The organism is Jejuia spongiicola, from assembly GCF_023502325.1.
Classification (GTDB): domain Bacteria; phylum Bacteroidota; class Bacteroidia; order Flavobacteriales; family Flavobacteriaceae; genus Wocania_A; species Wocania_A spongiicola.
The window spans coordinates 291034-316767 of the sequence record NZ_JAMFLZ010000004.1; the positions used below are offsets into that span (position 1 = coordinate 291034).

Sequence of the window (25734 nt, forward strand, 5' to 3'; positions counted from 1 at the left end):
AATTTAAAACAATATAATTATGGAACAAAAAGAATTATGGCTAACAAGCTTAATAGTAGACAATCCACAAGAAGGATTTGAATTAGCAATAAAGCTTTCAAGAATGGGAGTAAAATCGACACAACCAGATATTGAGGTGTTGAAAAAATTACGAAAAGATTATTCTAATAGTGCATCAGGGCTCACAGCAGCGTCTCATGTTATTGCAGTTAATTTTCAAACTATTTCTGCTGCCAATGAGTATTGGAAAAAGTAGTTTTTCTGTTTTTTGTTTACTCTTATTGTCATAGTCACAGACGAGTGCTAGTTGGAGCTAAAATTTTTCTTAAATTTAAAAGTAGTTATAAAAAGTATTAAAATCGACTGAATAAAAGTATTTAGCAGCACCAATGCAATAGAAAATTTGTTTTTCTCAAATAGCCCAATTGGAAAATTCAAAACATTATTAATAGTTTTATTTAAAGAAATGTTAATCTCATGTGCATCATCTGTCATAGAAAAAAAATTCATGATTAAAGTTATAACAAACCTAAATAGTAGGATTATAAAAAAAAATCATTAAAAATTTTAATATTGTTAATTTCATTGGTAGCTCATTTAAAGTTAATCTTTATTGTTTCGAGTTGTTGTTGTACATTTCATTTTGCAAGACCCAAAATACAAAAGCTACCCTAATTTCATAGAATAGCTTTTGTATTTTACTTACTCTTACCTCCACTAGTTTTTAAAACTAGCGGTAGCGGGGGAAGCCCAAGGATAAAGAACACGTTTTTGCGATGCTCGATGCTTTTATAAAGCAGACTAAACTGCAAAACGTATTGCAATAAAAAACCACCTCGTTAGAAGTGGTTTTGACTTATATTTTTTATTTCATAGTTTTTCATGCCCCTTGATTAACTGCACTACTTTTATTGTGTAGAAGTAATCTCAATAGGAAAAGTAATGAAAATAAGGAAGTGATTTCAATTAATTTCATGTTATATATTATACTTCCTTTATAACCTATTCCATCAACCAAATAATATAAAAATAATAACAAGAAGATTGAGTTAATAAAAATGGCTATATAAAAAGCCTTTCGTTTTAGTTTAAGAATAAATAAATATGCAATAATGATAATGAATATCATCAACCATTTAATTGCAATAAGATATTTGGGTTCATACGGAAACTGAAATACACCATCATAATTTTTTCTATCATTAAAGAAGAAAAAAACATCTATTACAAAAGAAATTAAATAGATAATTCCTAATGAGTAAATAATTCTTATTGCTGTTTTAGTTATTCTCATCTTCCTCTTTTTGTTTTTTCTGGTATTCATTTATTCTTTTTACAGCAGCATTATACTCCTTTTGATCGGTAAATTTTCTATAAGTAAAAGTGCCATCTTCTGTTTTTACAGATATTATGTATTCTGTAGAAGTTTCACCTCCTTCAGTTTTCTCATAACTAAATCCTGCAAAGGTGTTTTCTCCTGCTTCAACACTTAAAGTCTCTGTAAAATCTGTTATACCTTCACCTTTACGGTTATATGAATTTTCATTATCACTAAATTTCAACCCTAAACCAAAGTACGATGTTCGTAAATCATCACCGTCTCCATAAACAGACCTTAAATAATTTGCGAACCTTACAGATGTTCTTTCTTCTGTTTTTCTATCATAATTAGTTCCATTGTAATCATGATTATATGCATGGTTGATTTCATGACCAGTATAATATAAGCTATTGTTATCTCCGTTTGTATGTGGCCACCATACGGAAGAAGGATAATAGATTGTTCTTGCTGTACCAATTGTTCCTCTTTCATCATATGCAGCATTAGAAGTCCAAAAAACTTTATTCATTCTATATTTATATCTCGAATTAATTAGCCTATCTAATCTTTTTTGACCTTTAGTTGTTGCTGCAATTTGTGCCAACTTCGTTAACGCATCTTTAGTATTACCGCTAATTATTATTTCTTTACCATCAGGGTCAAGGTATAGAATAGGGTTGTTTGCAGTGTAATTATAAGGTGATAGAGGATGATATTTTTCAGCAAGTGGGTCAAGGTTCATCCAACGTCCTAACGCAGGATCATAATTACGAGCAGTAATATCATACCAATCTAAACCTAACTCATCCTGATATTCCTTCCCACCGAACTTATACTTCAACGCAGGATTATAGAATGCTGTACCACCATCATTATACCCTTTATGTTTAAGTCCAAAGGGATAGTAGTTGTTTTCTTCTAGAATCTCTGCGGAGGCAGAGATCTGTCCGTTACCATCAGAATCCTTATAACTTAACCTTACATTCCCTAAATGGTCTTTGTATTGGTATACGTAGCTATAGCTGCTACCATTAACATCTACATAGCCTTCAGGGTGGTTAAAGAATTTCAAAGAACCGCCTTCATACACATAATTGCCTGCATACTCGGTTGTTGTTCCACTATTGCTTACCGTTTTTTTAAGTTTTACTCCAGTGGCATCGTAAATGTAAGAAATATTTCCATTATGTAGGCTATTATTTATAGTTACTAGTGTTGGTAAATTTAAGTGGTTATAGCTAATGGCTGTAATGCCTTTATTATCGTCTTTATTCATATTTCCATTAGAATCGTAACTATATTCCTTAGCTGTTTCGGCACCGTCAATAAAACCTGTTACTGCACTACCCAACACATCATCGTTTACAGATTCCAATTGGTTTCCGTTATAGGCATAGGTTAAATTATCCATAATACCAAAAGTACTAGCATTGGTATCTCTATGGCCATAACGCTTTAAATGCATAATATTTCCGTTTTTATCGTAGTCAATATCACTTAAATCGTAATTTGTATTAAGGTTATATTTACCATCAGTAATTCTATTAAGGGCATCATAACTATACCCATAAGCTCTTTTAGTATTATCGTTGGCTGTTTTCCAAACGGTTTCACTTATATTACCATTAAATAAAGCGGCAGCGCCCAAACTTTCGGTAGTTGTATTATAATTAATTTTAAACCCAAATAAATCTATGCTTCCCAAATTATTAACATCGTTAATACCTTTAAGCCATCCTCTAATATTATAATTGTAATCTACCACTTGCAACTCTGAAGCTGTTGCAAGACCTCCTACTTTTTTTCTGGTAAGTTGTCCTAATTCGTCATATACGTTTACTGCTATAGATTGTTCTGCACCACTATTAATTTTATTAGTTTGTGTTAGCAGTTTCCCAGCATGATCGTAAGTAAACTTATCTATTGTTGTTACAGTATTTCCAGATTTACTATGTCTGGTTTTAGTTTCTGTTACCCAGCCAATAATATCATCTAAGTTGCTTTCGACATAATCTGTTGTGCTTAAAAAATCATTTTGAGACCCCATCCAAATAGGGCGTTTATGCTCATCATATCCCGTAATACTAATAATCCAGTTATTAGTAGTTAACACAAGTACTTTGCTACCTGTAGGCAGCCCTTTTGTTAATATTTTATTGGTGTTATTATAATTAATAATAGGTTTGCTATAAATGTTAGAACTGGGTAAACTTAAGCCATCTTTATCAAAACTATAATCATCATAATAATTGATGGTATGTAGGGCAATGTTTGTATTAGGAAAGTTAGCATTGGTGTAATAAGAGTTATTGTAACCTGTGCCCGATGTTACTTTGGTTTCGTATTGTTCTGTAGCCAAATTATTTTCTGCTAAAAATTGTGATTGTATGGCTAACCTTGTTGTTTGTATGGTATTGGTATAAAGCCCTGTATAAGTTACTCTACCAAAAACATCATACTTTGTAAAAAGCCATTGGTTTTGAAGCCTTAGGTTGGCATCTTGGGTTAGTACAGGACGATCCAAAATATCGTATACAATATACTCCCAGCCTTTCCCCGGGATTTTCTTTTCTATTAGTCTGTTTTTATCATCATATATATACTGATAGCATAACGCATCAAGTTCGGTTTGGTAACTATGTATGGACGCTGTAAATGTGCTTCCTGATACTGCATTAAATCCATCTGATAATATTATAGAATTAGTAGCATCAAGCGATAAGCTGTTGCCTGTTGTAACAACATCAGAAGAAATAATATTACCCTGAAAGCTACTAGGATTGACTAAGTTTATTGATTTGGGAGGTAAAACGTAGCTTAAATTACCATAGTTATCATAAACATAATAAGTGTCATGCGCTTCTATAACACCAGGCGAACCAACTTTTGCGTAAGTACGTTTTAATACAACCCGCCCTTGCTTGTCTTTAAACTCCTCGGTGGTGTGTGCTTTTGTTGTACTACCATCATGGTTTTCATCTTTGGTTACCATTTTATAAAGTTCGTTAGCCTCATAGTAACCGCCATTTAAAGCACTTAATATTAAAGCATTATTAGCAGCGTCAACTTCATAGTTTTTTACTTCGCTACCTGTATTGCTTTGGTAATCAAAACGGATTTCATGGCCATTGCCTAATTTCCAGGCTTCTCCAGGGGCAGCTTGTTTTAAAACTCTATTAAGCGGAGAAGCTTCAAGGCTTTTTTCTGAAAAAGGATTGCTGTTGGTGGCATTTAAAGTAGGGAAGTCCACATTAAAATTAGTATGATAATAATTTTGAATATCTGTAATGGGATCATCATAATACTTACCATCATTTGCATTAGTAGATAAAGGTAAATAATCTTTTACTTGTCTGCCATAGGCATCATATACAGAGGGAGTAATAATATCGGTATCATCTCCATTACCATTTTTACCACCTTGACGCACCAATACACTTTGTAAAGGTCTACCTAAGCCATCAAAATAATTAATAGTTTCTATTTTGTCGTTATCGGCAACCGAACCTAATGCCGATTCTTGAACGCCTGTTTTATACGTAATGGTATGAATATAGTTTTTTGTTGCAGTTCCGCTTACTTGAGCAAAGCTTCCTAGTGTAATTAACAAACCAGCTATAAGAAATATTGTATTTTTCATTGTTGTAGTTTTAAATTCTTTTTAATTGAAACATCCAGATCCGGCAAACATCAATCTTGTTTTAGTAATAATTTCGTTTGTGGTAAGGTCTGTTACTTTGCATCTTATAGTAAACTCGTCGCAGTCAGAAGAGACAATACTTTTTGTTAGTGAACTTGTATTATTTGTATAGTTGTAAGTATTTTGATCATTGGTTTTACTCCATTCATACTTGTAATTTCCAGAACCGCCTGTAACTACTATAGAATATGCAATGGATTTACCAACATAGTTTGCCCCACCAGGCGAAAATGTAATATTGTTAACAACTAAAGCTGGATAACTAACACTTACATTTACTTGAGTGGTAGTAGTCATGGTTTCGTTAGTTTGGGTGTCCTTTACTTCGCAGGTAATTGTAAAGCTGGGGGCATGATTAGCTGTTGTTGTAATATTTAATGTTCCAGAGGATGTATTAAACACTTGATTTAGATTGCTGTTAGATACAGTCCATTTATATGTAAAATTGCCTGTGCCCCCGCTAGCGACTGTTGTTAAAGTAATGCTTTGCCCGCTATTAACGGAATATGATGTGCTCGTTGTAGAAGCCAAAATATCTTCAACTTTATAATGGTATTTATTTTCTGATAAAACTTCCCCATCTTTATTTTTTACATAACGTAATCTATTAAACTGGTTATAAACATAGTATGAGGTATAACCCCCAGGGTCTGTTGTGCTTGTTACACCTATTAAAGGGTCGTAGGTGTAGCTAGTTACCATAGCATTGGTAAGTAAAGTATTATTTCTTATTACATCAAGGGCAGTTCGCAAAGTGCCTTCTGTTCCTGAAGCACCAATGGTTCTATCAACATCTGCATTTGAAGCATTAATTGCCGAAGTTATTTGCGTTTGAATTGAGGCTGCTTGTGCAGATGTGAAATTATCTATCTTGGCTATAGGGTATTGTTCATTATAGCCCCAGATATAATAACTATGAGTTCCATCAGATTTTGAAACCCCTTCCAAGTTTCCGTTATTATAATAATCTTGAAATTGTATTCTATCATTAAATGATACATCATTCTTTGAAGTTTGAACATATTCTGGTAAAATAATATCTGTGAACCATTCTTTATAAATTGTTCGTTGTCTATTTATTAATTCAGCAGATTCAGTATTACCATCATTATTCAAGTCTTTATATGTCTCAACTTGAATGGGCATAGCAATATGATGTAAACTTCCTTTTTTAAGTTTATCAATAGCTAATTTTTCTTGTGTACTTAATACATCATTACCAAGGGATGAAGTAGACCCTACATCATCTGGGTAAAATGTTTTTGTTATAATAGGCTTAGCATCACTAACTACAGAGTGTGTTCGTGTAACTTGTAAATGGTCAGGATTATCATAAAAATAATTGGTTATTGTTTCAACAGGGTTCTGTCCATTTAAATCATATTGTTTTTCTATAGATGAAGATAAGTAATGCCATTCGGTATCAATATTAGATTGATTGATGTAAAAAGATGTTGCGTAGTACTGATCTGTTACATTTCCACAAGGGAGGCCAGAAGAAGCAGTACATTTCTTTCTAACATCATAAACTTTCATGGTATTATCTAAAGCTGAGTTATGTGAATAAAAATTCTCTTTACTGCTTAGGGTTACGTATGCTGAACCATTTTTCCGAAATGCTGTTTTCTGTTTTTCTCTCCCAATTCCAAAAATATTGGTATAAGGTGTACCTGGAACTTCGCTTATTTCATCTATCGAAATAATTATAATAGGAGGAGGAGGTAATACGGCATGAAATTTTGTTTCAATACCGCCACCTTCAAAGTTTTCGCCTATACTTTCTACTACGGACTCATAACCTATATGGTAGCCTTGCATAGCATAAAGTGGATGCAATGTGTTTGACGATAATGAGTAGTTATCTCTTCTAGTAGCTGATGGTTGATCTATAAGATCATAACTATGAAAATACTGAGGTCGTGGTTTTTCTCCTATACCTGAAGATTTAGTCAAATCTGTTAGTGAAGCATAATGATATTTTTTTATTTCAGTATTTCCTAAATCATCCTTAATTTGTGTTTTTGCAACTCTTACTCCTCCAACTTCAATATTCGTGTTTATGGTTTGTGAACTTAAAGTGCGATTAAACGAAAACCCTGCTGATAAACATGGTTTAGTTACTGTAATTTTAAACTCATAATCGCGACCAGCTGCTAATTTGACATAAGGTACTGGAGGAGGATTAGAAGCATTAAAAACTGGAACCGACCAAGAAGTTGTAGTTGGGGTAACATTAGGATCAGTCCAAAAAAGTAATGCTGAAGGGCTAGATGGATTAGTAATATCTATAACTTGCATTGTTGCTACTATCCAATGACTAGGATAGTTAGCTTGATCAAATTCATTACAATACTCATATCTTACCGATGAATAAATATCAACATCTTCTGTAACATTGTTATTAAGTGTAAAACTTTCTGTCTGTGAGCCGTATTGATCCCCAGATTCAACCGTAACAGATTCAGATACAGTTGTACCGTTAACTACATCAATACCATAGCGAGAGTGCGGCTCATAAAAAATCTCATTTGTTCCTCTTGTTGGATATGTTATTTTTTTAAGCATTCCTTTCTCACCATAAGTACCATTCGGGTCTCTATTAGATATGAAATTATGATTGTCAAAAGCATGAGTGTCATCTATATCGTTAATAAGATGTGTATTTGTTGATGCACCGTTAAAATATCCCCAATAATCTTGTGCAAAAGATAATCGTGGAGGGAGCTGTTCTGGGTTTATATAGTCAAATATATAAGGAGGGTTGGCTTCACCATTACTACCTTTTTCAATAACCTTATTTAAAAAAAGACGCTTTTTATCTGAAGCTTCAGTCACTACATTTGGATTTGGATTTAAATATGTCAAATTTGAATTCACAACAGTGTATTCAAAATCATAAGATTTTATTAACTTATTATTGGCATCATAAACTGTAACAGTATCTACTTTTTTATTTTCACTACCAGTAATACCAACAGTGTGTGAAAAGACTACCTTTCCTGAAGTGGCTGAGTTTATTTCTTTAAGTATTGGGGTGCTTGTATAAACTTTTGAAATGCATGTGCTTTCGGAGGCAGAAACGGCAGGGTTAATTCCTACTGTAGCATTTACAATAGTTTGTGAAATACCAGAGTCGTATATATTGTTATAGTTTTCATATACTAAATTTATTTCATCACCTAAAGGGTGTACAATTTTTGTTAAATACCATGCTGTGTCCGTTCTTTCACTAGGTACTCCATGGTTACCGCAATTATATGATTGATTATGAGATTCTTCAGTAGCATTTCCTCCTCCAAATAAATAAACAATACCACTTGGATCAGTTATTTTCACATCAGGATTTGCATCTAAGACATCGTTTAAGAACTCTATTTTTACAGGAGAAGGGCTTAATAATACTGGTGTTAGTGTTTGATCTAAATAAAATTTTCCTGAGTATCCATTAAAACTAAACGAAAACAAATCTGGTTGAGTATCTAAAGCTCCAGAACCATCAGTAGTAGCTGCATTTAAAAACGTACCCATAGTTTGAGAATATAAAGCTGCTGATGGGACAAATAACCGAGTTGCATCTTCGTCTGCATCGTCCCTACGCGTCCTTGATACAGCTCCACCAGAGTTCAAACTCCAACCTAAGCCTACATGAGAAGCTAATTCATCAACTCTAATTCCATTTGAGCTATAATTTAATGATATAGGTATTGACAAGTTTTTAGTTTTGTAAGTGCTTAAAGGGATATTTATATTTGGGGTTCCTGTAAATAAACCAACAGGTATTTGTCCATACTTAGCTAATGATGCTGTATTAGGTGATGGGGGAATAATTTCAGGTAAATCTTGGGATAGAACATTCTTTGAGATTAATAAAAGAAATGCTAGGACTAAAAATCGTATATTCATAAGTACATTATTTACGGTTTGTAATGAGCTTATAAAATTATAAAGGACTTTTGGATTCGGAGTAAGCTAAAACCTTACTTTTAGTAAGCTTTTGGTATTTTTTTTAAGTTTTTTTAAAAAATGTATGGTGAATCTCTATATTAAAATAAGTATTTTAGCATCATGCTATCTAAAAAAACAAAATACGGATTAAAAGCACTAACTTATATTGCAAGAAAAGAAGGGGAATCTCCTGTTCGAGTTAGTGAAATAGCCGAAAGTGAAAACATACCACAGAAATTTTTAGAAAGTATTTTACTTACTCTCAGAAAGTCAGGCGTTTTAGGCTCAAAGAAAGGGAAACATGGTGGTTATTATTTAAGGCATGAACCATCGGAAATTAAAATGACCGATGTAATGCGCGTTCTTGAAGGACCTATTGCCATGGTGCCTTGTGTAAGCTTAAATTTTTATGAAAAGTGCGACGATTGCCCTGATGAAGAAAAATGTAGTGTTAATAAACTCATGATACAGGTACGAGATAATACACTTCAAGTATTCAGAAATACTACTTTAGCAGATCTCTCTAGTATATAGTGTTGAGAATTTCATAAAATATTCAAATTTTCTTGCTTTTTTCTCCCACTTACTCTTAAAATAGTTCATTATTCTAAAAAGTTGTTAAATATATTTTATATGTAAAAATATGTTTTACATTTGTATTCCCTATTAAATCGATAGGATTAATATAAAAATGAATTTAAAATGATTATTGACGCTGTTTTAAATAGAAATAATAAGGATGTAAAAGTGATTGATATTAATAATCCTTCGGGAGATAAAATATCAAAAACCGAAGAACAACCCGCTGAAAAAGTAAAACGAAGTTTGGCAAAAACCATTAGTTGGAGAATTATAGGAACTCTAGATACTTTGATTTTATCTTGGATTATAATAGGAGAAGTTTCAACGGCAGCAGCTATTGCTTCGGTGGAATTTGTCTCAAAAATGATATTATATTTCTTTCATGAACGCGCTTGGAATAAAATAAAATGGGGAAAATGATTACGATAGATCAAATAGAAACTCTAAACGAGTCATATAAAAACGCAACGCCTTCTGAAATTATAAAAAAAGCTTTTGAGCTTAATGCTGAGGCTGTAGTAACTACTAATTTTAGACCATATGAAGCTGCAATTTTACATGCAGTAAATAAAGTAGTGCCTAAAACTACCGTGGTTTGGTGCGATACAGGATATAATACACCACAAACATACAGGCATGCGGAAAAGGTTATTTCTGATTTAGATTTAAACATACATTTATATGTGCCTAAGCAAACATCAGCTCACAGGGATGTAGTTTTGGGAATACCAAGTGTTGATGCTCCAGAGCATGCTCTATTTACAGAGCAAGTAAAGTTAGAGCCTTTTAAACGCGCCATGGAAGAGCACAAGCCGAAAGTGTGGTTTACAAACTTGCGCCACGGACAAACAGCATTTAGAAATAGTATTGGGATTTTTAGTTTGAGTAAAGATGGTATTTTAAAAGTAAGTCCATTTTACTATTGGTCTGATGAGAAATTAGACGCCTATCTAAGTGACAATAACTTGCCTAACGAATTTAAATATTTCGACCCAACAAAAGCATTAGAAAATAGAGAGTGTGGTTTACACGCTTAATATAAAAGATAAAATGAATACGATGAACAAAGATACATCACATATAAATTCGCTTGAAAACGAAGCTATATATATTATGAGAGAAGTGGCAGCACAATTTGAAAAACCAGTGTTGTTATTTTCTGGAGGAAAAGATTCTATCACTTTGGTAAGACTTGCTGTAAAAGCATTCTATCCTGCCAAAATTCCATTTCCTTTAATGCATATAGATACGGGACATAATTTTCCTGAAACTATCGAATTTAGAGATAGACTGGTAAAAGAACTAGGCTTAGACTTAATAATTAGAAATGTTCAAGATTCTATCGACCAAGGTAAGGTAAAAGAAGAATCAGGCAAATATGCCAGTAGAAATCAATTGCAAACTACAACGCTTTTAGATGCTATCGAAGAGTTTAAATTTGATGCTTGCATTGGTGGCGCCCGTCGTGACGAAGAAAAAGCAAGAGCTAAAGAACGCATTTTTTCAGTGCGTGATGATTTTGGACAATGGGATGAGAAAAATCAACGCCCAGAATTATTTGATATGTTAAATGGCGATATTGAGCATGGACAAAATGTACGTGTATTTCCAATATCAAACTGGACAGAATTAGATGTTTGGTCTTATATAGAAAAAGAGAATATTGAAATCCCTTCAATATATTTTGCACATAAACGTAAAGTATTCTTAAGAGATGGAATGATCTGGTCTGCAGATGATGGCATTGTTTACAGAGATGAGAATGAAGAAGTTATTGAAGAATTAGTACGTTTTAGAACCGTTGGTGATATGAGTTGTACCGCAGCTGTATTATCCGATGCGGTATCTATTTCTAAGGTCGTACAAGAAATTAGAGAGTCAACAATTTCTGAACGTGGTGCACGTATAGATGATAAACGCTCAGAAGCTGCCATGGAAAAACGTAAACAACAAGGGTATTTTTAAAATGCCAATTTTTGTCATTTCCGCGAAGACGGAAATCTTTTAAAAACGAATATTAAATAGGCCAGCAGCAAAAGCTAAAAGCCAACAGCAAATAAAAATGGAAGTATTAAAAATAGCAACAGCAGGAAGTGTAGATGATGGAAAAAGTACCTTAATAGGGCGAATTCTTTATGATACAAAATCATTAACTACAGATAAATTAGAAGCTATTGAAAAAACAAGTAAGCAACGTGGTTATGATTACCTAGATTTTTCGTTAGCGACTGATGGTTTGGTTGCCGAAAGAGAGCAAGGTATTACAATTGATGTTGCCCATATTTATTTTTCAACTAAAAAGAAAAGTTACATTATTGCAGATACTCCTGGCCATGTGGAATACACACGTAATATGGTTACAGGAGCTTCAACATCACAAGCTTCGATCATTTTAATTGATGCGAGGAAAGGTGTTATAGAACAAACCAATCGTCACTTCTTTATTAATAATTTATTAAGAATTAAAGACGTAGTTGTTGCCATTAATAAAATGGATTTAGTTGATTATTCTGAAGAGATTTACAATAAAATCAAAGCTGATTTTGAAGAATTAATGAGTAAACGTGATTACCAAGATCAAAAAATAACATTCATTCCAGTAAGTGCTTTAAAAGGAGATAATGTTGTTAATAAATCTGAAAAAATGCCTTGGTATAAAGGCGAAGCTTTATTAGAACATTTAGAAGAAATAGATAAAGCAGATATTTTTAATATTGGTACACCACGCTTCCCTGTGCAATACGTAATTCGCCCTAAGACTGAAGATTTTCATGATTATAGAGGTTATGCAGGTAAAGTTTATGGCGGTAATTTAAGTGTTGGAGATGATATTGTAGTATTACCATCGCAAACTAAATCAAAGATTAAGGACATTTACTTTTATGATGAAAAGTATGAAACTGCATCTAGACGTTCTTCAGTAACAATTACTTTAGAAAACGACATTAATGTTAGTCGTGGTGATATGATTGTTAAAGCTGGTGATTTACCAACTATTGAAAAACAATTCACTGCGAACGTGTGCTGGATGGATTCAACTCAATTAATTCCTGGAGGAAAATATGTGGTACAGCACGGTATAAATAAAGTGTTAGCAAAAGTTGATAAAATTAATCACAAAATAAATCCGGATTATTCTGGGATAGACTCAGATGTTTCTGGATTAGGAGTAAATGATATTGCTTCAGTTAGTTTCAAGTTAAATAAGCCCATTTTTTACGATCAATTTAAAAATCATAGAACCAATGGTTCATTCATTTTAATTGACCCACAATCAAATAATACGGTTGGAGCGGGCTTCATTCAATAAAAAAAGAAGATGCAAAGTTTTAGAACAGAAATAGAGAATCCAGTTGTAGAAAACGACATTATAGAATTAGCTAATAAGATTGAGTTATTTCATAATGGAAAGATTGATGAAGAAAAATTTAGAAGCCTTCGTTTAGCACGTGGTGTTTATGGTCAGCGTCAAGAAGGGGTACAAATGATTCGTATAAAATTACCTTATGGTAAAGTTAAGAGTAATCAATTACATAGAATTTCTGATGTGTCAGATGAATATTCTAGAGGAAGATTACACATTACAACACGTCAAGATATTCAAATTCATTACGTAGATTTAAATAGAACTCCAGAACTTTGGGCAGAATTAGAACGTGATGATGTTACTTTGCGTGAAGCCTGCGGTAATACTGTAAGAAACGTAACAGCTTCTGAAACTGCAGGAATTGATCCAAACGAACCGTTTGATGTATCGCCATATGCAGATGCACTTTTTAAATTCTTTTTAAGAAACCCTATTTGTCAAGAAATGGGACGTAAATTTAAAGTCTCATTTTCATCTTCAGATGAAGATACAGGCTTGTCTTACATGCACGATTTAGGATTTATTGCTAAGATTAAAAACGGAGAGCGTGGATTTAAAGTGATGATAGGTGGTGGATTAGGTTCTCAGCCGAGGCACGCAGATGTGTTATACGATTTCTTGTCTACTGATAAAATTATTCCAGTAATGGAAGGTGTTTTAAGAATTTTTGATCGTCATGGTGAACGTAAAAGTAGAGCCAAAGCACGTATGAAGTTTCTTTTAAAGGATATTGGGTTGGATGCATTTAAGGAATTGATTGAAGCTGAACAAAATGCTGTTGAATTTAAAACAGTAGCCATTGATGCAGATACATATGAAGCTTCAGTTCCAGTTGAGGTAAATAAAACCCCTAAAGTAATTATTAAAGATCAAAAAGCTTTTGAAACATGGAAGTCTACTAACTTAATTCCTCAAAAGCAGCAAGGTTATGTTGCCATTGGAATAAAAGTGCTTTTAGGAGATTTTTATACAGATAAAGCAAGGTTATTAGCTGATTTAGTAGAAAACTATGCTGCTAGCGAAATTCGTCTGTCTCTACGCCAAAATATTGTAATTCCTTTTGTTAAAGAAGAATTAGTGCCATTTTTCTATACAGAATTAGAAAAATTAGGATTTGTTGAAGCGGGGTATAATAAAGCAGTTGATATTACAGCTTGCCCAGGAACCGATACTTGTAATTTAGGAATAGCAAGTAGTACTGGAATTGCTGATGAGTTAGAGCGTGTTATTAAAGCTGAGTATCCACAATATTTAAATAATGAAGATTTAGTTATTAAAATTAGTGGATGTATGAATGCTTGTGGGCAACATAATATGGCTAATATAGGTTTCCAAGGGATGTCAGTTCGTACACCAGATAAATTAGTAGCCCCAGCATTACAGGTATTACTTGGTGGAGGAAACTTAGGTGATGGAAATGCATATTTTGCAGATAAAGTAGTAAAAGTACCAAGCAAAAGAGGACCAGAAGCATTACGTAGAATTTTAAATGATTTTGAGGCAAATGCCAATGGTGCACCCTTTGTAGAATATTATAAAGAAAAAGGCGAAAAGTATTTTTACGATTTTTTAAATGATTTACAAGATGTTACGAATTTAACTCAAGATGATTTTATCGATTGGGGAGAAGAAGAAAAATATGTTAAAGAAATAGGTATAGGCGAGTGTGCTGGTGTAGTAATCGATTTAATAGCGACTTTATTTTTAGAAAGCGAAGAAAAAATTGATAATGCTAAAAAAGCATTAAGCGATAAAGTATACTCTAGTGCTATATATTATGCTTATAGTTCTTTAGTTAATTCAGCGAAAGCGTTACTATTAGCTGAAAACAAAAAAACAAATACTCATGCTGGTATTATTAGTCAGTTTGATGAATTGTTTGTTGCTAATGATAGAATAGACTTAGGGGTTGATTTTTCAGAATTGATTTATCAAATTAAAAAGTATGCGCCAACAAAAGAGTTTGCTACTAAATATATTGAAAATGCAAATCAGTTTTTAGATAAAGTAAGAGCTTTCAGAGAAACTGAAACCGAAATAAATAAGCTTCAAAGGAAAGCAGTTTAAAAACAAATGAATATAAAAACTCCAAAGCTAACAGTTGTAGGTGCTGGACCAGGAGATATAGATTTAATAACGCTTAAGGCAATTAAAGCTATTGAATCTGCTGATGTTATTTTGTATGATGCACTTATAAATGAAGCACTTCTTAAGTATGCTTCTAAAAAAGCAGAGCTTATTTTTGTTGGTAAACGAAAAGGGTGTTATAGTTTTCAGCAAGACCAAATTAATGAACTTATTGTTAGTAGAGCAAATTCTCACGGACACGTTGTACGTTTAAAAGGAGGTGATCCTTTTATTTTTGGACGTGGAGCAGAAGAGATAGATTATGCCAAACAATTTGGTTTAGAAACATATGTTGTACCAGGAATTACATCGGCTATAGCCGTTCCTGCATATCAAGGAATTCCACTAACTAAGCGAGGAGCTTCAGAAAGTTTTTGGGTGATTACTGGAACTACAAAAGCACATAAATTATCTAACGATGTGGTACTGGCTGCAAAATCTACAGCAACTGTTGTAATTTTAATGGGAATGAGTAAGCTTAATGAAATAGTTAAGGTGTTCTCAACAGAAAATAAGAAAGATACTGCTGTAGCAATCATTCAAAATGGAACCACTCAAAACGAAAAATTTGGAGTAGGTACTATTAGTACAATTAGCAAAGTGGTTGAAGAAAAGCAACTGTCATCACCAGCTATTATAGTTATAGGAGACGTAGTTAAAGAGCGTGTAGTTTTAAATTCTATTTATAAAGATTTTGCAATAGCATAGTTATGGAAAGAAATAATTTGTACCCTATTTTTTTAAAGGCACAAAATTTAAATGTGCTTATTGTAGGTGGTGGTTATGTTGCGGAAGAAAAATTGAGATTTTTATTAAAATCGAGTCCAGATGCTTGTGTAACATTAGTGTCTCCCATGTTTAGAGAAGATACTATATCTTTGACTAAGAAAGGAAATGTTACGCTAATAAAAGATAAATATGATAAACGTTATTTAAAAGGAAAGCATATTGTTGTTGCAACGACTGATGTTCCTAAAGTAAACATAAAAGTTTATAAACATTGTAGAAAAAGAAGTATTTTAGTAAATGTTGCCGATAACCCACCATATTGTGATTTCTATATGGGTGGAATTGTAACTAAAGGTAATGTAAAAGTGGCGATTTCAACTAATGGAAAATCACCAACAACAGCTAAACGATTACGACAATTTTTTGAGGATGTTATCCCAGAAGATGTTGACGATTTAGTTAAAAATTTAAATGAATATAGAAAAACAATAAAAGGAGATTTCGAGCAGAAAGTAGAAACGCTTAATGAATTCACCAAAGGATTAATTGCAAAATAGAATCGTAGAAATGATTAAAACAGATATACTCATAATAGGAGCAGGACCAACTGGATTATTTACAGTTTTTGAAGCAGGTTTATTAAAGCTTAAATGCCATTTAATTGATGCATTACCACAACCAGGTGGTCAATGTTCTGAAATTTATCCAAAGAAGCCAATTTATGATATTCCTGGATTTCCAGAGATATTGGCAGGAGATTTAACTAAAAATTTGTTAGAGCAAGGAAAGCAATTTGAGCCTGGTTTTACTTTAGGTGAACGAGCAGAAACTATAGAAAAACAAGACGATGGGTCTTTTATTGTAACAACGAATAAAGGTACAAAACATCATGCTCCAGTAGTAGCAATTGCCGGTGGTTTAGGATCATTTGAACCTAGAAAACCAGCCATAGAAGGTATTGCTGGTTATGAAGATAAAGGTGTTGAATATATTATTAAAGATCCAGAGTTTTATCGTGATAAGAAAGTCGTTATTTCTGGTGGTGGTGATTCAGCTTTAGACTGGAGTATCTTTTTAACTGATGTAGCTTCAGAAGTGACTCTAATTCATAGAAGAAATGAGTTTAGAGGGGCATTAGATTCTGTAGAAAAAGTAAGAGAGTTAACACTTTTAAATAAAATTAATTTAATTACGCCAGCAGAAGTAAAAGGACTTCATGGTGATGGAAAAATTGAAGCTATTACTTATGTTAAAGACGGCGAAGAAACTAAGATAGAAACAGACCATTTTATTCCTTTATTTGGTTTATCACCAAAATTAGGCCCTATAGGAAATTGGGGATTAGATATTGAAAAGAATGCCATTAAAGTAGATAACTCTTTAAACTATCAAACTAATATACCAGGAGTTTTTGCCATTGGAGATGTAAATACATATCCTGAGAAATTAAAATTAATTCTTTGTGGATTCCATGAAGCCACATTAATGTGCCAAGCGGCTTACAGAATTATTAATCCAGGTAAAAAGTATGTTTTAAAATATACAACTGTTAGTGGTATAGATGGTTTTGATGGAACACGCAAGGAAGCACCAAAGGCGGTAGTTCAGGCTATTAATTAAACATCTCAATCACATAAATAAAGTTTCTGTGAAAAAAAGTTATAATGTTTGCCTTAAAGATTCGGTTAAAACCTTCACTAAACGCTTGTTTTATGCCTTATTTGATGAGCAACAGGAAAAAGCCCATGCAGAATATTTAGAAACAACATTCTTGAAGATTCTTTTAAAACTTTCTGTTGAAAACGGACAAGAAAAGTGGGAAAAGTTTAAAGAGCAATTACCAGAGATTAGAAAGGCGTTAGATAAAGATGCCATTGCTTTTGAGTGTAATGACCCCGCATCATCTTGTTTAGAAGAAGTCTATTTAGCATACCCAGGTTTTCATGCTATTTCAATTTATAGATTAAGTCATACACTTTATAAGTTGAATGTTCGTATTCTGCCAAGAATGATGAGTGAATACATTCATGGTATCACAGGAATTGATATTCACCCAGGAGCAACTATAGGAAAATCCTTTTATATAGATCATGGTACAGGTATCGTAATAGGAGAGACATCTATCATAAAAGATTATGTTAAGATATATCAAGGTGTTACGTTAGGAGGTATTCAAGTAAGCAAAGATTTAGCTAAAACAAAGCGCCATCCTACCATTGAGGATAATGTAACAATTTATGCCAATGCAACTATTTTAGGCGGTGATATTGTTATTGGAGCAAACACAACAATAGGTGCGAATGTTTGGATTACACAATCGGTTCCAGAAGATTCATTAGTTACTTATCAAACTGAAATTAAAATCAGACCTAAAAAAAATGGCATACGGTAGTACTATTTTAGACCAAATTGGAAATACACCATTAGTTGAAGCGACACATCTTATTTCTAAAGAGGGTGTACGACTATTTCTTAAATTAGAAGGAAATAACCCTGGTGGAAGTGTAAAAGATAGGCCAGCGTTTAATATGATTAATGAAGCTTTAAAGCGTGGAGATATAAAAAAAGGAGAGACCTTAGTTGAGGCAACTAGTGGCAATACAGGAATTGCTTTGGCTTTTATTTCGAAGCTTTTAGGGCTGAATATGATTTTAATCATGCCTGAAAACTCAACAGAAGAACGCGTAAAAACGATGCGCGCCTATGGTGCAGAGGTTATTTTGACACCATCAGATATTGGTATTGAAGGGTCAAGAGATTTGGCTTTTAAGCTTAGAGATGAAAAGGGGTATGTGCTATTAAATCAATTTGAAAATGATGATAACTGGAAAGCTCATTATAAAGCCACTGGGCCAGAAATATGGAGAGATACAGAACATGAAATTACTCATTTTGTGTCGGCCATGGGAACAACAGGAACTATAACAGGTGTTTCTACATTTTTAAAAGAGAAAAATAAGAATGTTACTATAGTTGGCGCGCAACCAGCTGACGGATCAAGAATCCCAGGTATTAGAAAATGGTCACCAGATTATGTGCCCAAGTTTTTTGATAGAAATAAAGTAGATCAAGTTGTTGAAGTAACTGAAAATGAAGCTAAAGCAATGACGAAACGTTTAGCAAATGAAGAAGGTGTTTTTGCTGGGATGAGCAGTGGCGGCTCTGTATTTTGTGCTTTAAAAGTTGCCGAGTCAATTGATAAAGGTGTTTTGGTAGCTATTATTTGCGATAGAGGAGATAGATATTTGTCTTCCAGTTTATTTGAGTAAATTTACAATGGAGCCAGTCTAGCCCTTAAGTAAATTTATATCCTTTAATGAAAAAAATATTCTTCTTTGCTATTATCTTAATAGCTTGTAAACCGAATAAAGAAACTAATAAATCAACAGATTTTGAAATAGGAATTATTGCAGACTGTCAATACTGTAATTGTGAAACACAAGGCAAGCGATTTTATAAACAATCACCAGATAAATTTAAGTCTGCAATAAAAGAGTTAAATACTAAGAACTTAGATTACACAATTCATTTAGGCGATTTTATTGATCGTAATTTTGAAAGTTTTGATACAGTATTACCAATTTGGAACCGTTTAAAATCTAAAAAATATCATGTTCTTGGTAATCATGATTTTAGTGTTCAAGATTCTTTAAAGCCTTTGGTGGCTTCTAAAATGGGATTAAAGAATCGTTACTATAGTTTTATCAAAAACAATTGGCGTTTTATTGTTTTAGATGGTAATGATCTTAGTTACCATGGAGCACTAACTTATGAAAAGGAAAAAGAAACAGATTCTCTTTTTAATCTTTTAAAAATAAATAATGAACCTAATTTACAAACTTGGAACGGAGGCTTAAGTTCAAGCCAATTACAATGGATTGAAAAAGAACTAAAGGATGCAAAAAAAAACGATGAGTATGTTGGATTTTATTGTCATTTTCCTGCTGGGAGAGTTGGTGAAGCTCATAATTTATGGAATTACAAACAATTTCTTCAGCTAATAAATAGTTACAATAACGTAAAATTTTATTTCAATGGACATAATCATAATGGTGATTATCTAGAAAAAAATAAGGTCCACCACATAACATTTAAAGGGATGCTAGATACTAAAAAAGCATCAGCATTTGCTATTGCAAAATTCACTAAAGATTCAATTTTTATACAAGGTTATGGTAGAGAAACATCAAGAAGATTAAAAATTAACTAGGATAGTCTAAATTTTTAAATAAAAAAGGAACAAATAAAGTTAATTGTATTACTTTTGCTAATCAGTTCATTAATGTACTAATATTGTTATCAAGAAAGGTAGAGGGAATAGACCCTTTGAAGCCTTGGCAACCCTTTAACTTTTAAAGAAGGTGCTACATTCTACTAATATTTTAAAATGTTAGAAAGATAACGAAAAGTGTTTCTTTTACTTTTCTTGATGACAATAGATATAAATAATATCAAATGTCAAACATACAACAAGCTTTAAAACAACGTATTCTTGTACTAGATGGTGCCATGGGAACTATGTTGCAAGCCTATAAATTTACCGAGGAAGATTTTAGAGGTGAGCGTTTTAAAAACTATCCAACGCCATTACAAGGGAACAATGACTTATTGTCTATTACACAGCCAAAGGCTATAAAAACTATTCATGCAAAATATTTTGAAGCTGGTGCAGATATTGTTGAAACCAACACGTTTTCTGGAACAACAATAGCTATGGCAGATTATCAAATGGAAGATTTGGTATACGAGCTCAATTATCAGTCAGCTAAAATAGCTAAAGAAGTGGCTGAAGAATTTACAGCTAAAGAGTCACATAAACCACGTTTTGTAGCTGGTTCTATTGGACCTACAAATAGAACTGCAAGTATGTCGCCAGATGTTAATGATCCTGGTTATAGAGCTGTTACTTTTGATGAATTGCGTATAGCGTATAAACAGCAAGTGGAAGCTTTAGTTGATGGAGGTGTGGATTTATTATTAGTAGAAACGGTTTTCGATACGCTTAACGCTAAAGCAGCATTATTTGCAATTGAAGAGGTTAAAGATGAAAGAAGTATAGATATTCCAATTATGTTAAGTGGGACTATAACAGATGCTTCTGGTAGAACATTATCGGGACAAACAGCTGAAGCTTTTTTAATTTCAGTGTCACATATACCACTATTATCCATTGGTTTTAATTGTGCCTTGGGCGCTAATTTATTACAACCCCATTTGGAAGCTATTGCCAATAAAACTGATTTTGCTATTTCAGCACATCCTAACGCAGGATTACCAAATGCTTTTGGTGAATATGATGAAACTCCAGAAGAAATGGGCGAGCAAATTGAAGAATATTTAAAAAAGAATTTGATTAATATTATAGGTGGTTGTTGTGGAACATCACCAGAACATATAAGGGTTATTACAAATATAGCAGCAAAGTATAAACCACGTCATCATGCTGAATTAGTTTCAAAAGTAAACTAAATCAAGAATATGATTCTAGAAGTTGCCATATTGAATATAAAAGAAGGGTTTTCTGAGCTTTTTGAAACTAATTTTCAAAAAGCTGAAAGCGTCATTTCATCAATGAAAGGCTATATATCACATGAATTGAAGAAATGTATAGAGGAAGACGGTAAATATATATTATTAGTGAACTGGGAAACGATTGAAGATCATGAAATAGGGTTTAGAAAATCAGAACAATATCAAGAATGGAAAGCTCTGCTGCACCATTTTTATGAACCTTTTCCAGTAGTAGAACATTATAAATAATGAAGGTGAAACAAACAAAATATATGAAACTTTCAGGATTAGAACCATTAATCCTTAATGAAAACAGCAACTTTATAAATGTTGGTGAACGAACGAATGTTGCTGGATCACGAAAGTTTTTGCGCTTAATAAAAGAAGAGAAATTTGATGAAGCATTAGATATTGCACGTCACCAAGTTGATGGTGGTGCACAAATTATCGACATCAATATGGATGATGGTTTAATTGACGGAAAGGAGTCCATGGTTCGTTTTCTAAACCTTATAGCTGCCGAACCAGATATTTGTCGTGTGCCAATAATGATAGATAGCTCTAAATGGGAAATTATTGAAGCTGGACTTCAAGTAGTACAAGGTAAATGCGTAGTAAATTCTATTTCTTTAAAAGAGGGCGAAGACAAATTTATATGGGAAGCTAAACAAATTAAGCGCTATGGGGCAGCAGTTATTATAATGGCATTTGATGAGATTGGGCAAGCCGATAACTATGAAAGGCGTATAGAAATAGCTAAACGGTCGTATGATGTTTTGGTAAACAAAGTTGGGTTTCCTTCTGAAGATATTATTTTTGATTTAAATATATTTCCTGTAGCAACGGGGATGGAAGAGCATCGGAAAAATGCAATTGATTTTATTGAAGCTACAAGATGGGTTCGGAAAAACCTTGAAAATGTTAGTGTTAGTGGAGGGGTAAGTAATGTTTCATTTTCGTTTAGAGGAAATGATGGCGTTCGCGAAGCGATGCACTCGGTATTTTTGTACCATGCTATTCAAGCAGGTATGAATATGGGAATTGTAAACCCTGCTATGTTGGAAGTATATGACGATATTCCAAAAGATTTATTAGAGCATGTTGAAGATGTTATTTTAGATAGAAGAGATGATGCAACAGAGCGATTATTAGATTTTGCTGAAACCGTAAAAGGGACTAAAGCGGAAAAAACTGTAGACTTATCTTGGAGAGAAAACCCATTACAAGAGCGTATTACACATGCTTTAGTAAAAGGAATTGATGCATTTATTATTGAAGATGTAGAAGTTGCAAGGCAAGAAGCAGAAAAACCCATTGAAGTTATTGAAGGTCATTTAATGATTGGGATGAATGTTGTTGGTGATTTGTTTGGAGCAGGAAAAATGTTCTTGCCTCAAGTAGTAAAGTCAGCGCGAGTTATGAAAAAAGCAGTAGCCTATTTAAATCCATTTATAGAAGCTGAAAAGGGAGAAGAACAAAAAGCTTTAGGGAAAGTATTAATGGCAACGGTAAAAGGCGATGTGCACGATATTGGAAAGAATATTGTAAGTGTTGTTTTGGGATGTAACAACTATGAAATAGTGGATTTAGGAGTTATGGTTCCTCCTGAAAAAATTATTGAAGCGGCTATAAAAGAAGATGTGGATGTTATAGGACTGTCTGGTTTAATTACGCCATCCCTTGATGAAATGGTGTATTTAGCTAAAGAAATGGAACGCCAGAATTTTAAAGTGCCATTATTAATTGGTGGAGCTACAACCTCAAAGGCACATACTGCAGTTAAGATTGATACGCAATATAAAAATGCAGTGGTTCATGTAAATGACGCTTCAAGAGCAGTAACTGTAGTGGGAGATTTATTGAATAAAAAAACTGCACACGAATACACAACAAAGCTAAAAGAGGATTATGATGAGTTTAGAACTAAGTTTTTAAAACGAGGAAAGGAAAAGTCATATATATCAATAGAAGAAGCACGAAAAAGAAAGTTTAAAATAAATTGGAAAAATCTTGAAATTTTCAAGCCTAAAGAGTTAGGTGTTCAAGTTCTAAAACAATTGAGTTTAAAAGAATTATTACCATTTATAGATTGGAGTCCGTTTTTTAGAAGCTGGGATTTACACGGTAAATTTCCAGATATTTTAACTGATGAGGTTGTTGGCGAACAAGCCACTCAGTTGTATGATGATGCACAAGAAATGATTGAGCAAATAGTCGCTAAACAATTACTAAAACCTAAAGCGGTGTTTGGCCTATTTGAAGCTAACACAGTAAATGAAGATGATATTTCTATAAAGAAAAAAGGAAAAGAAATTGCAGTTTTTAGAACATTGCGTCAGCAATTAAAAAAACGAGAAGGTATACCCAATCACGCATTAGCAGATTTTGTTGCACCTAAAGAGACTGGTAAGATAGATTATATGGGTGCATTTTGTGTGGGCATTTTTGGTGCACAAGAATTAGCTAATTTTTATAAAGAAAAAGAAGACGATTATAATGCTATTATGGCACAAGCTATAGCTGATCGTTTTGCTGAGGCCTTTGCAGAATATTTGCATAAACAAGTAAGAATAAAGCATTGGGGTTACGCTGAAGATGAAGATTTAACAAATCAAGATTTAATTAAAGAAAGTTATAAAGGTATTCGTCCAGCTCCAGGTTATCCGGCATGCCCAGATCATTTAGAAAAAGAAACTATTTGGGAATTGTTAGATGTTGAACAGTTAATTGATGTAAAACTAACAGAAAGTTTAGCCATGTGGCCAGCGGCGGCGGTTTCGGGGTATTATTTTGGAAATCCAGAAGCCAAATATTTTGGTTTAGGAAAAATTACAGATGACCAAGTTACTGATTATGCCACAAGAAAAGGTATTACGAAAGATAAAGCAAGAAAATGGTTGCATCCTAATATAGCAAGTCGTTAGAAATGAATTTAAAATTAACAATTTCTTTCACTTCAACTAATAAATAGAGGTGATCAAAGTTAGACATTTGTAGTCTAAATAAAGTAAAAATGAAAAAGTACAGAATTGAAATTAGGTTTTTTATACAATTCTTGATGTTAGCTTTATTAGCTTTAAGTATTGCTTATTTTTTAAAATAAAACCTAGAGAAAAGAATAAATGAAATCAAAATATATTGAATTAACATTAGGAAGTCATATTATTAGTCATGGATACGATAGCAATAATAAAGAAATAACAGAGGAAGTAACTGTTAGTGGTTTCTCAAAAAAGATTGTGGCAATTTCCAGAATTAAATCAGTTAGTGAAAAATATATACTAACAGATTATGTCGATGGAAGATGGATATATTGGGAATATGAAGAAGCTTTTGACGAGCTTAAAAAGCAGCTAGTTTAGTTTGCGTTAACGATTGAAACGGCATCCTTTTTTATGAAACGAAAAAGATATAGCGAAAAGCGCGACCCTAGTGGTAACGCCAAAAAACAAAAAATAGATACTGAAATAAATTCAGCTTAAATGAAAGTAACAGATCACATTAAAAAAGCAAAAGGGAACACCTTGTTTTCGTTTGAAATTATACCACCAAAAAAAGGAAAGAACATCCAAGAGTTATACAACAATATAGACCCGCTGATGGAATTTAATCCACCATTTATTGACGTGACAACATCTAGAGAGGAGTTTGTTTACATAGAGAAAGAAGGGTTGTTTGACAGAAAGATTACCAGAATGCGCCCAGGTACTTTAGGTATTTGTGCCGCTATAAAACACAAGTATAATGTAGATACGGTGCCACATGTGTTGTGTGGAGGATTTACAAAAGAAGAAACAGAATATTTGTTAGTCGATTGTCATTATTTAGGTATTGATAATGTGATGGCGTTACGTGGTGATGCTATGAAAGGCGAACAATACTTTAAAGCAACAAAAGGAGGGCATTCATATGCCACGCAGTTAGTAGACCAAATTCAGAATTTAAATTCAGGTAAATATCTACACGGAACTTTAGACGTTGATGATAAAGCAGATTTTTGCATTGGAGTTGCTGGATATCCAGAAAAACATTTAGAATCTCCATCAATGCAAAGTGATTTAAAGCGTTTAAAAGAAAAGGTTGATGCTGGAGCCGATTATGTAGTTACTCAAATGTTTTTTGATAATAAGAAATATTTTGAATTTGTTGATGCTGCTAAAAAAGAAGGGATTAATGTACCAATTATTCCAGGTATTAAACCAATAGCTGTAAAGCGACATTTGCAATTGTTACCTCAAGTATTCAAAATAGATTTACCAGAAACATTAATTAGCGAAGTTGAAAAATGTTCAGATAACAAACAAGTGCGTCAAGTTGGTGTAGAGTGGTGTATACAGCAATCAAAAGAGCTTTTAGATGCAGGTGTTCCTGTACTCCATTACTATTCAATGGGTAAAAGTGATAATATAAAATCTATTGCATCACAGTTATTTTAAATAATCTATTACTTTT

The 25734-nt window shown here is 32.9% G+C and carries 21 protein-coding genes and 1 riboswitch; of the genes, 18 read left to right on the forward strand and 3 right to left on the reverse strand.

Going from position 1 to position 25734, the window contains the following annotated elements:
- Positions 1 to 19 precede the first annotated feature (19 nt).
- Positions 20 to 256: a hexameric tyrosine-coordinated heme protein gene (locus M3P09_RS11020; protein ID WP_249973168.1), complete on the forward strand. Its 237-nt coding sequence runs from the start codon at positions 20 to 22 to the stop codon at positions 254 to 256.
- 624 nt (positions 257 to 880) lie between these two features.
- Here M3P09_RS11020 and M3P09_RS11025 read toward each other — a convergent pair.
- From M3P09_RS11025 to M3P09_RS11035, 3 genes are read right to left on the reverse strand one after another with little or no spacing between them, the layout of a single operon-like run.
- Positions 881 to 1294 (reverse strand): hypothetical protein, encoded by a 414-nt coding sequence (locus M3P09_RS11025; RefSeq protein ID WP_249973169.1) that lies wholly within the window; start codon positions 1292 to 1294, stop codon positions 881 to 883.
- On the reverse strand, positions 1281 to 4961 hold the full coding sequence (locus tag M3P09_RS11030) for a DUF6443 domain-containing protein (protein WP_249973170.1): 3681 nt from the start codon (positions 4959 to 4961) through the stop codon (positions 1281 to 1283). The genes M3P09_RS11025 and M3P09_RS11030 overlap by 14 nt, the downstream gene beginning before the upstream one ends.
- A gap of 21 nt (positions 4962 to 4982) precedes the next feature.
- A complete protein-coding gene (locus tag M3P09_RS11035; protein WP_249973171.1) occupies positions 4983 to 8924 on the reverse strand; it encodes an RHS repeat domain-containing protein in 3942 nt (1313 codons plus the stop codon).
- 162 nt (positions 8925 to 9086) lie between these two features.
- Between M3P09_RS11035 and M3P09_RS11040 the strand changes: the two genes are divergently transcribed.
- The 17 genes from M3P09_RS11040 (at position 9087) to metF (ending at position 25718) form a co-directional block, all read left to right on the forward strand.
- A complete protein-coding gene (locus tag M3P09_RS11040; protein ID WP_099563466.1) occupies positions 9087 to 9500 on the forward strand; it encodes an RrF2 family transcriptional regulator in 414 nt (137 codons plus the stop codon).
- A gap of 168 nt (positions 9501 to 9668) precedes the next feature.
- A complete protein-coding gene (locus M3P09_RS11045; RefSeq protein ID WP_099563467.1) occupies positions 9669 to 9968 on the forward strand; it encodes a DUF2061 domain-containing protein in 300 nt (99 codons plus the stop codon).
- A complete protein-coding gene (locus tag M3P09_RS11050) occupies positions 9965 to 10585 on the forward strand; it encodes a phosphoadenosine phosphosulfate reductase domain-containing protein (protein ID WP_249973172.1) in 621 nt (206 codons plus the stop codon). The genes M3P09_RS11045 and M3P09_RS11050 overlap by 4 nt, the downstream gene beginning before the upstream one ends.
- A gap of 13 nt (positions 10586 to 10598) precedes the next feature.
- Entirely contained in the window at positions 10599 to 11513 is a 915-nt protein-coding gene (gene cysD, locus M3P09_RS11055) for a sulfate adenylyltransferase subunit CysD (RefSeq protein WP_099563468.1), read from the forward strand.
- Positions 11514 to 11610: 97 nt separating this feature from the next.
- Positions 11611 to 12858 carry a sulfate adenylyltransferase subunit 1 gene (locus M3P09_RS11060; RefSeq protein WP_099563469.1) on the forward strand — a complete coding sequence of 416 codons (1248 nt, stop codon included), beginning with the start codon at positions 11611 to 11613 and terminating at the stop codon, positions 12856 to 12858.
- A 9-nt stretch (positions 12859 to 12867) separates the two neighbouring features.
- Entirely contained in the window at positions 12868 to 14982 is a 2115-nt protein-coding gene (locus M3P09_RS11065) for a HEPN domain-containing protein (protein ID WP_249973173.1), read from the forward strand.
- A gap of 6 nt (positions 14983 to 14988) precedes the next feature.
- Positions 14989 to 15750, forward strand: coding sequence for a uroporphyrinogen-III C-methyltransferase (gene cobA / locus M3P09_RS11070; RefSeq protein WP_249973174.1), 762 nt, complete (start codon positions 14989 to 14991; stop codon positions 15748 to 15750).
- 2 nt (positions 15751 to 15752) lie between these two features.
- Positions 15753 to 16328, forward strand: coding sequence for a precorrin-2 dehydrogenase/sirohydrochlorin ferrochelatase family protein (locus M3P09_RS11075; protein ID WP_099563472.1), 576 nt, complete (start codon positions 15753 to 15755; stop codon positions 16326 to 16328).
- A 10-nt stretch (positions 16329 to 16338) separates the two neighbouring features.
- Positions 16339 to 17391 carry an NAD(P)/FAD-dependent oxidoreductase gene (locus M3P09_RS11080; protein ID WP_249973175.1) on the forward strand — a complete coding sequence of 351 codons (1053 nt, stop codon included), beginning with the start codon at positions 16339 to 16341 and terminating at the stop codon, positions 17389 to 17391.
- Positions 17392 to 17419: 28 nt separating this feature from the next.
- Positions 17420 to 18163, forward strand: coding sequence for a serine O-acetyltransferase EpsC (gene epsC / locus M3P09_RS11085; protein WP_233192444.1), 744 nt, complete (start codon positions 17420 to 17422; stop codon positions 18161 to 18163).
- The gene (gene cysM, locus M3P09_RS11090; protein WP_249973176.1) at positions 18150 to 19040 is read left to right on the forward strand and encodes a cysteine synthase CysM; all 891 of its coding nucleotides are present in this window, start codon (positions 18150 to 18152) and stop codon (positions 19038 to 19040) included. Before epsC ends, cysM begins: the two co-directional genes overlap by 14 nt.
- 47 nt (positions 19041 to 19087) lie before the next feature.
- The gene (locus M3P09_RS11095) at positions 19088 to 19981 is read left to right on the forward strand and encodes a metallophosphoesterase (RefSeq protein ID WP_249973177.1); all 894 of its coding nucleotides are present in this window, start codon (positions 19088 to 19090) and stop codon (positions 19979 to 19981) included.
- Positions 19982 to 20064: 83 nt separating this feature from the next.
- Positions 20065 to 20176, forward strand: a riboswitch (SAM riboswitch).
- 50 nt (positions 20177 to 20226) lie between these two features.
- Positions 20227 to 21240: a homocysteine S-methyltransferase family protein gene (locus M3P09_RS11100; protein ID WP_249973178.1), complete on the forward strand. Its 1014-nt coding sequence runs from the start codon at positions 20227 to 20229 to the stop codon at positions 21238 to 21240.
- A 9-nt stretch (positions 21241 to 21249) separates the two neighbouring features.
- Positions 21250 to 21531, forward strand: a complete 282-nt coding sequence (locus M3P09_RS11105; protein WP_249973179.1) for an antibiotic biosynthesis monooxygenase family protein — start codon at positions 21250 to 21252, stop codon at positions 21529 to 21531.
- Complete coding sequence (gene metH, locus M3P09_RS11110) at positions 21531 to 24206, forward strand: methionine synthase (protein ID WP_249973180.1); 2676 nt, start codon at positions 21531 to 21533, stop codon at positions 24204 to 24206. Before M3P09_RS11105 ends, metH begins: the two co-directional genes overlap by 1 nt.
- Before the next feature lie 198 nt (positions 24207 to 24404).
- Entirely contained in the window at positions 24405 to 24644 is a 240-nt protein-coding gene (locus tag M3P09_RS11115; RefSeq protein ID WP_249973181.1) for a hypothetical protein, read from the forward strand.
- Between the two features lie 120 nt (positions 24645 to 24764).
- Complete coding sequence (gene metF / locus M3P09_RS11120; protein ID WP_249973182.1) at positions 24765 to 25718, forward strand: methylenetetrahydrofolate reductase [NAD(P)H]; 954 nt, start codon at positions 24765 to 24767, stop codon at positions 25716 to 25718.
- Positions 25719 to 25734 lie beyond the last annotated feature (16 nt).

What these genes read in the sequence shown, in the direction of transcription:
- cysM (WP_249973176.1), top strand. Translation starts at nt 18,150, where the DNA reads ATGGCATACGGTAGTACTATTTTAGACCAAATTGGAAATACACCATTA.
- M3P09_RS11100 (WP_249973178.1), top strand. Translation starts at nt 20,227, where the DNA reads ATGTCAAACATACAACAAGCTTTAAAACAACGTATTCTTGTACTAGAT.
- M3P09_RS11025 (WP_249973169.1), bottom strand. Translation starts at nt 1,294, where the DNA reads ATGAGAATAACTAAAACAGCAATAAGAATTATTTACTCATTAGGAATT.
- M3P09_RS11080 (WP_249973175.1), top strand. Translation starts at nt 16,339, where the DNA reads ATGATTAAAACAGATATACTCATAATAGGAGCAGGACCAACTGGATTA.
- M3P09_RS11060 (WP_099563469.1), top strand. Translation starts at nt 11,611, where the DNA reads ATGGAAGTATTAAAAATAGCAACAGCAGGAAGTGTAGATGATGGAAAA.
- M3P09_RS11050 (WP_249973172.1), top strand. Translation starts at nt 9,965, where the DNA reads ATGATTACGATAGATCAAATAGAAACTCTAAACGAGTCATATAAAAAC.
- M3P09_RS11095 (WP_249973177.1), top strand. Translation starts at nt 19,088, where the DNA reads ATGAAAAAAATATTCTTCTTTGCTATTATCTTAATAGCTTGTAAACCG.
- M3P09_RS11115 (WP_249973181.1), top strand. Translation starts at nt 24,405, where the DNA reads ATGAAATCAAAATATATTGAATTAACATTAGGAAGTCATATTATTAGT.
- M3P09_RS11105 (WP_249973179.1), top strand. Translation starts at nt 21,250, where the DNA reads ATGATTCTAGAAGTTGCCATATTGAATATAAAAGAAGGGTTTTCTGAG.
- metF (WP_249973182.1), top strand. Translation starts at nt 24,765, where the DNA reads ATGAAAGTAACAGATCACATTAAAAAAGCAAAAGGGAACACCTTGTTT.
- M3P09_RS11035 (WP_249973171.1), bottom strand. Translation starts at nt 8,924, where the DNA reads ATGAATATACGATTTTTAGTCCTAGCATTTCTTTTATTAATCTCAAAG.
- metH (WP_249973180.1), top strand. Translation starts at nt 21,531, where the DNA reads ATGAAGGTGAAACAAACAAAATATATGAAACTTTCAGGATTAGAACCA.
- M3P09_RS11030 (WP_249973170.1), bottom strand. Translation starts at nt 4,961, where the DNA reads ATGAAAAATACAATATTTCTTATAGCTGGTTTGTTAATTACACTAGGA.
- M3P09_RS11075 (WP_099563472.1), top strand. Translation starts at nt 15,753, where the DNA reads ATGGAAAGAAATAATTTGTACCCTATTTTTTTAAAGGCACAAAATTTA.
- M3P09_RS11065 (WP_249973173.1), top strand. Translation starts at nt 12,868, where the DNA reads ATGCAAAGTTTTAGAACAGAAATAGAGAATCCAGTTGTAGAAAACGAC.
- cobA (WP_249973174.1), top strand. Translation starts at nt 14,989, where the DNA reads ATGAATATAAAAACTCCAAAGCTAACAGTTGTAGGTGCTGGACCAGGA.
- M3P09_RS11045 (WP_099563467.1), top strand. Translation starts at nt 9,669, where the DNA reads ATGATTATTGACGCTGTTTTAAATAGAAATAATAAGGATGTAAAAGTG.
- M3P09_RS11040 (WP_099563466.1), top strand. Translation starts at nt 9,087, where the DNA reads ATGCTATCTAAAAAAACAAAATACGGATTAAAAGCACTAACTTATATT.
- cysD (WP_099563468.1), top strand. Translation starts at nt 10,599, where the DNA reads ATGAATACGATGAACAAAGATACATCACATATAAATTCGCTTGAAAAC.
- M3P09_RS11020 (WP_249973168.1), top strand. Translation starts at nt 20, where the DNA reads ATGGAACAAAAAGAATTATGGCTAACAAGCTTAATAGTAGACAATCCA.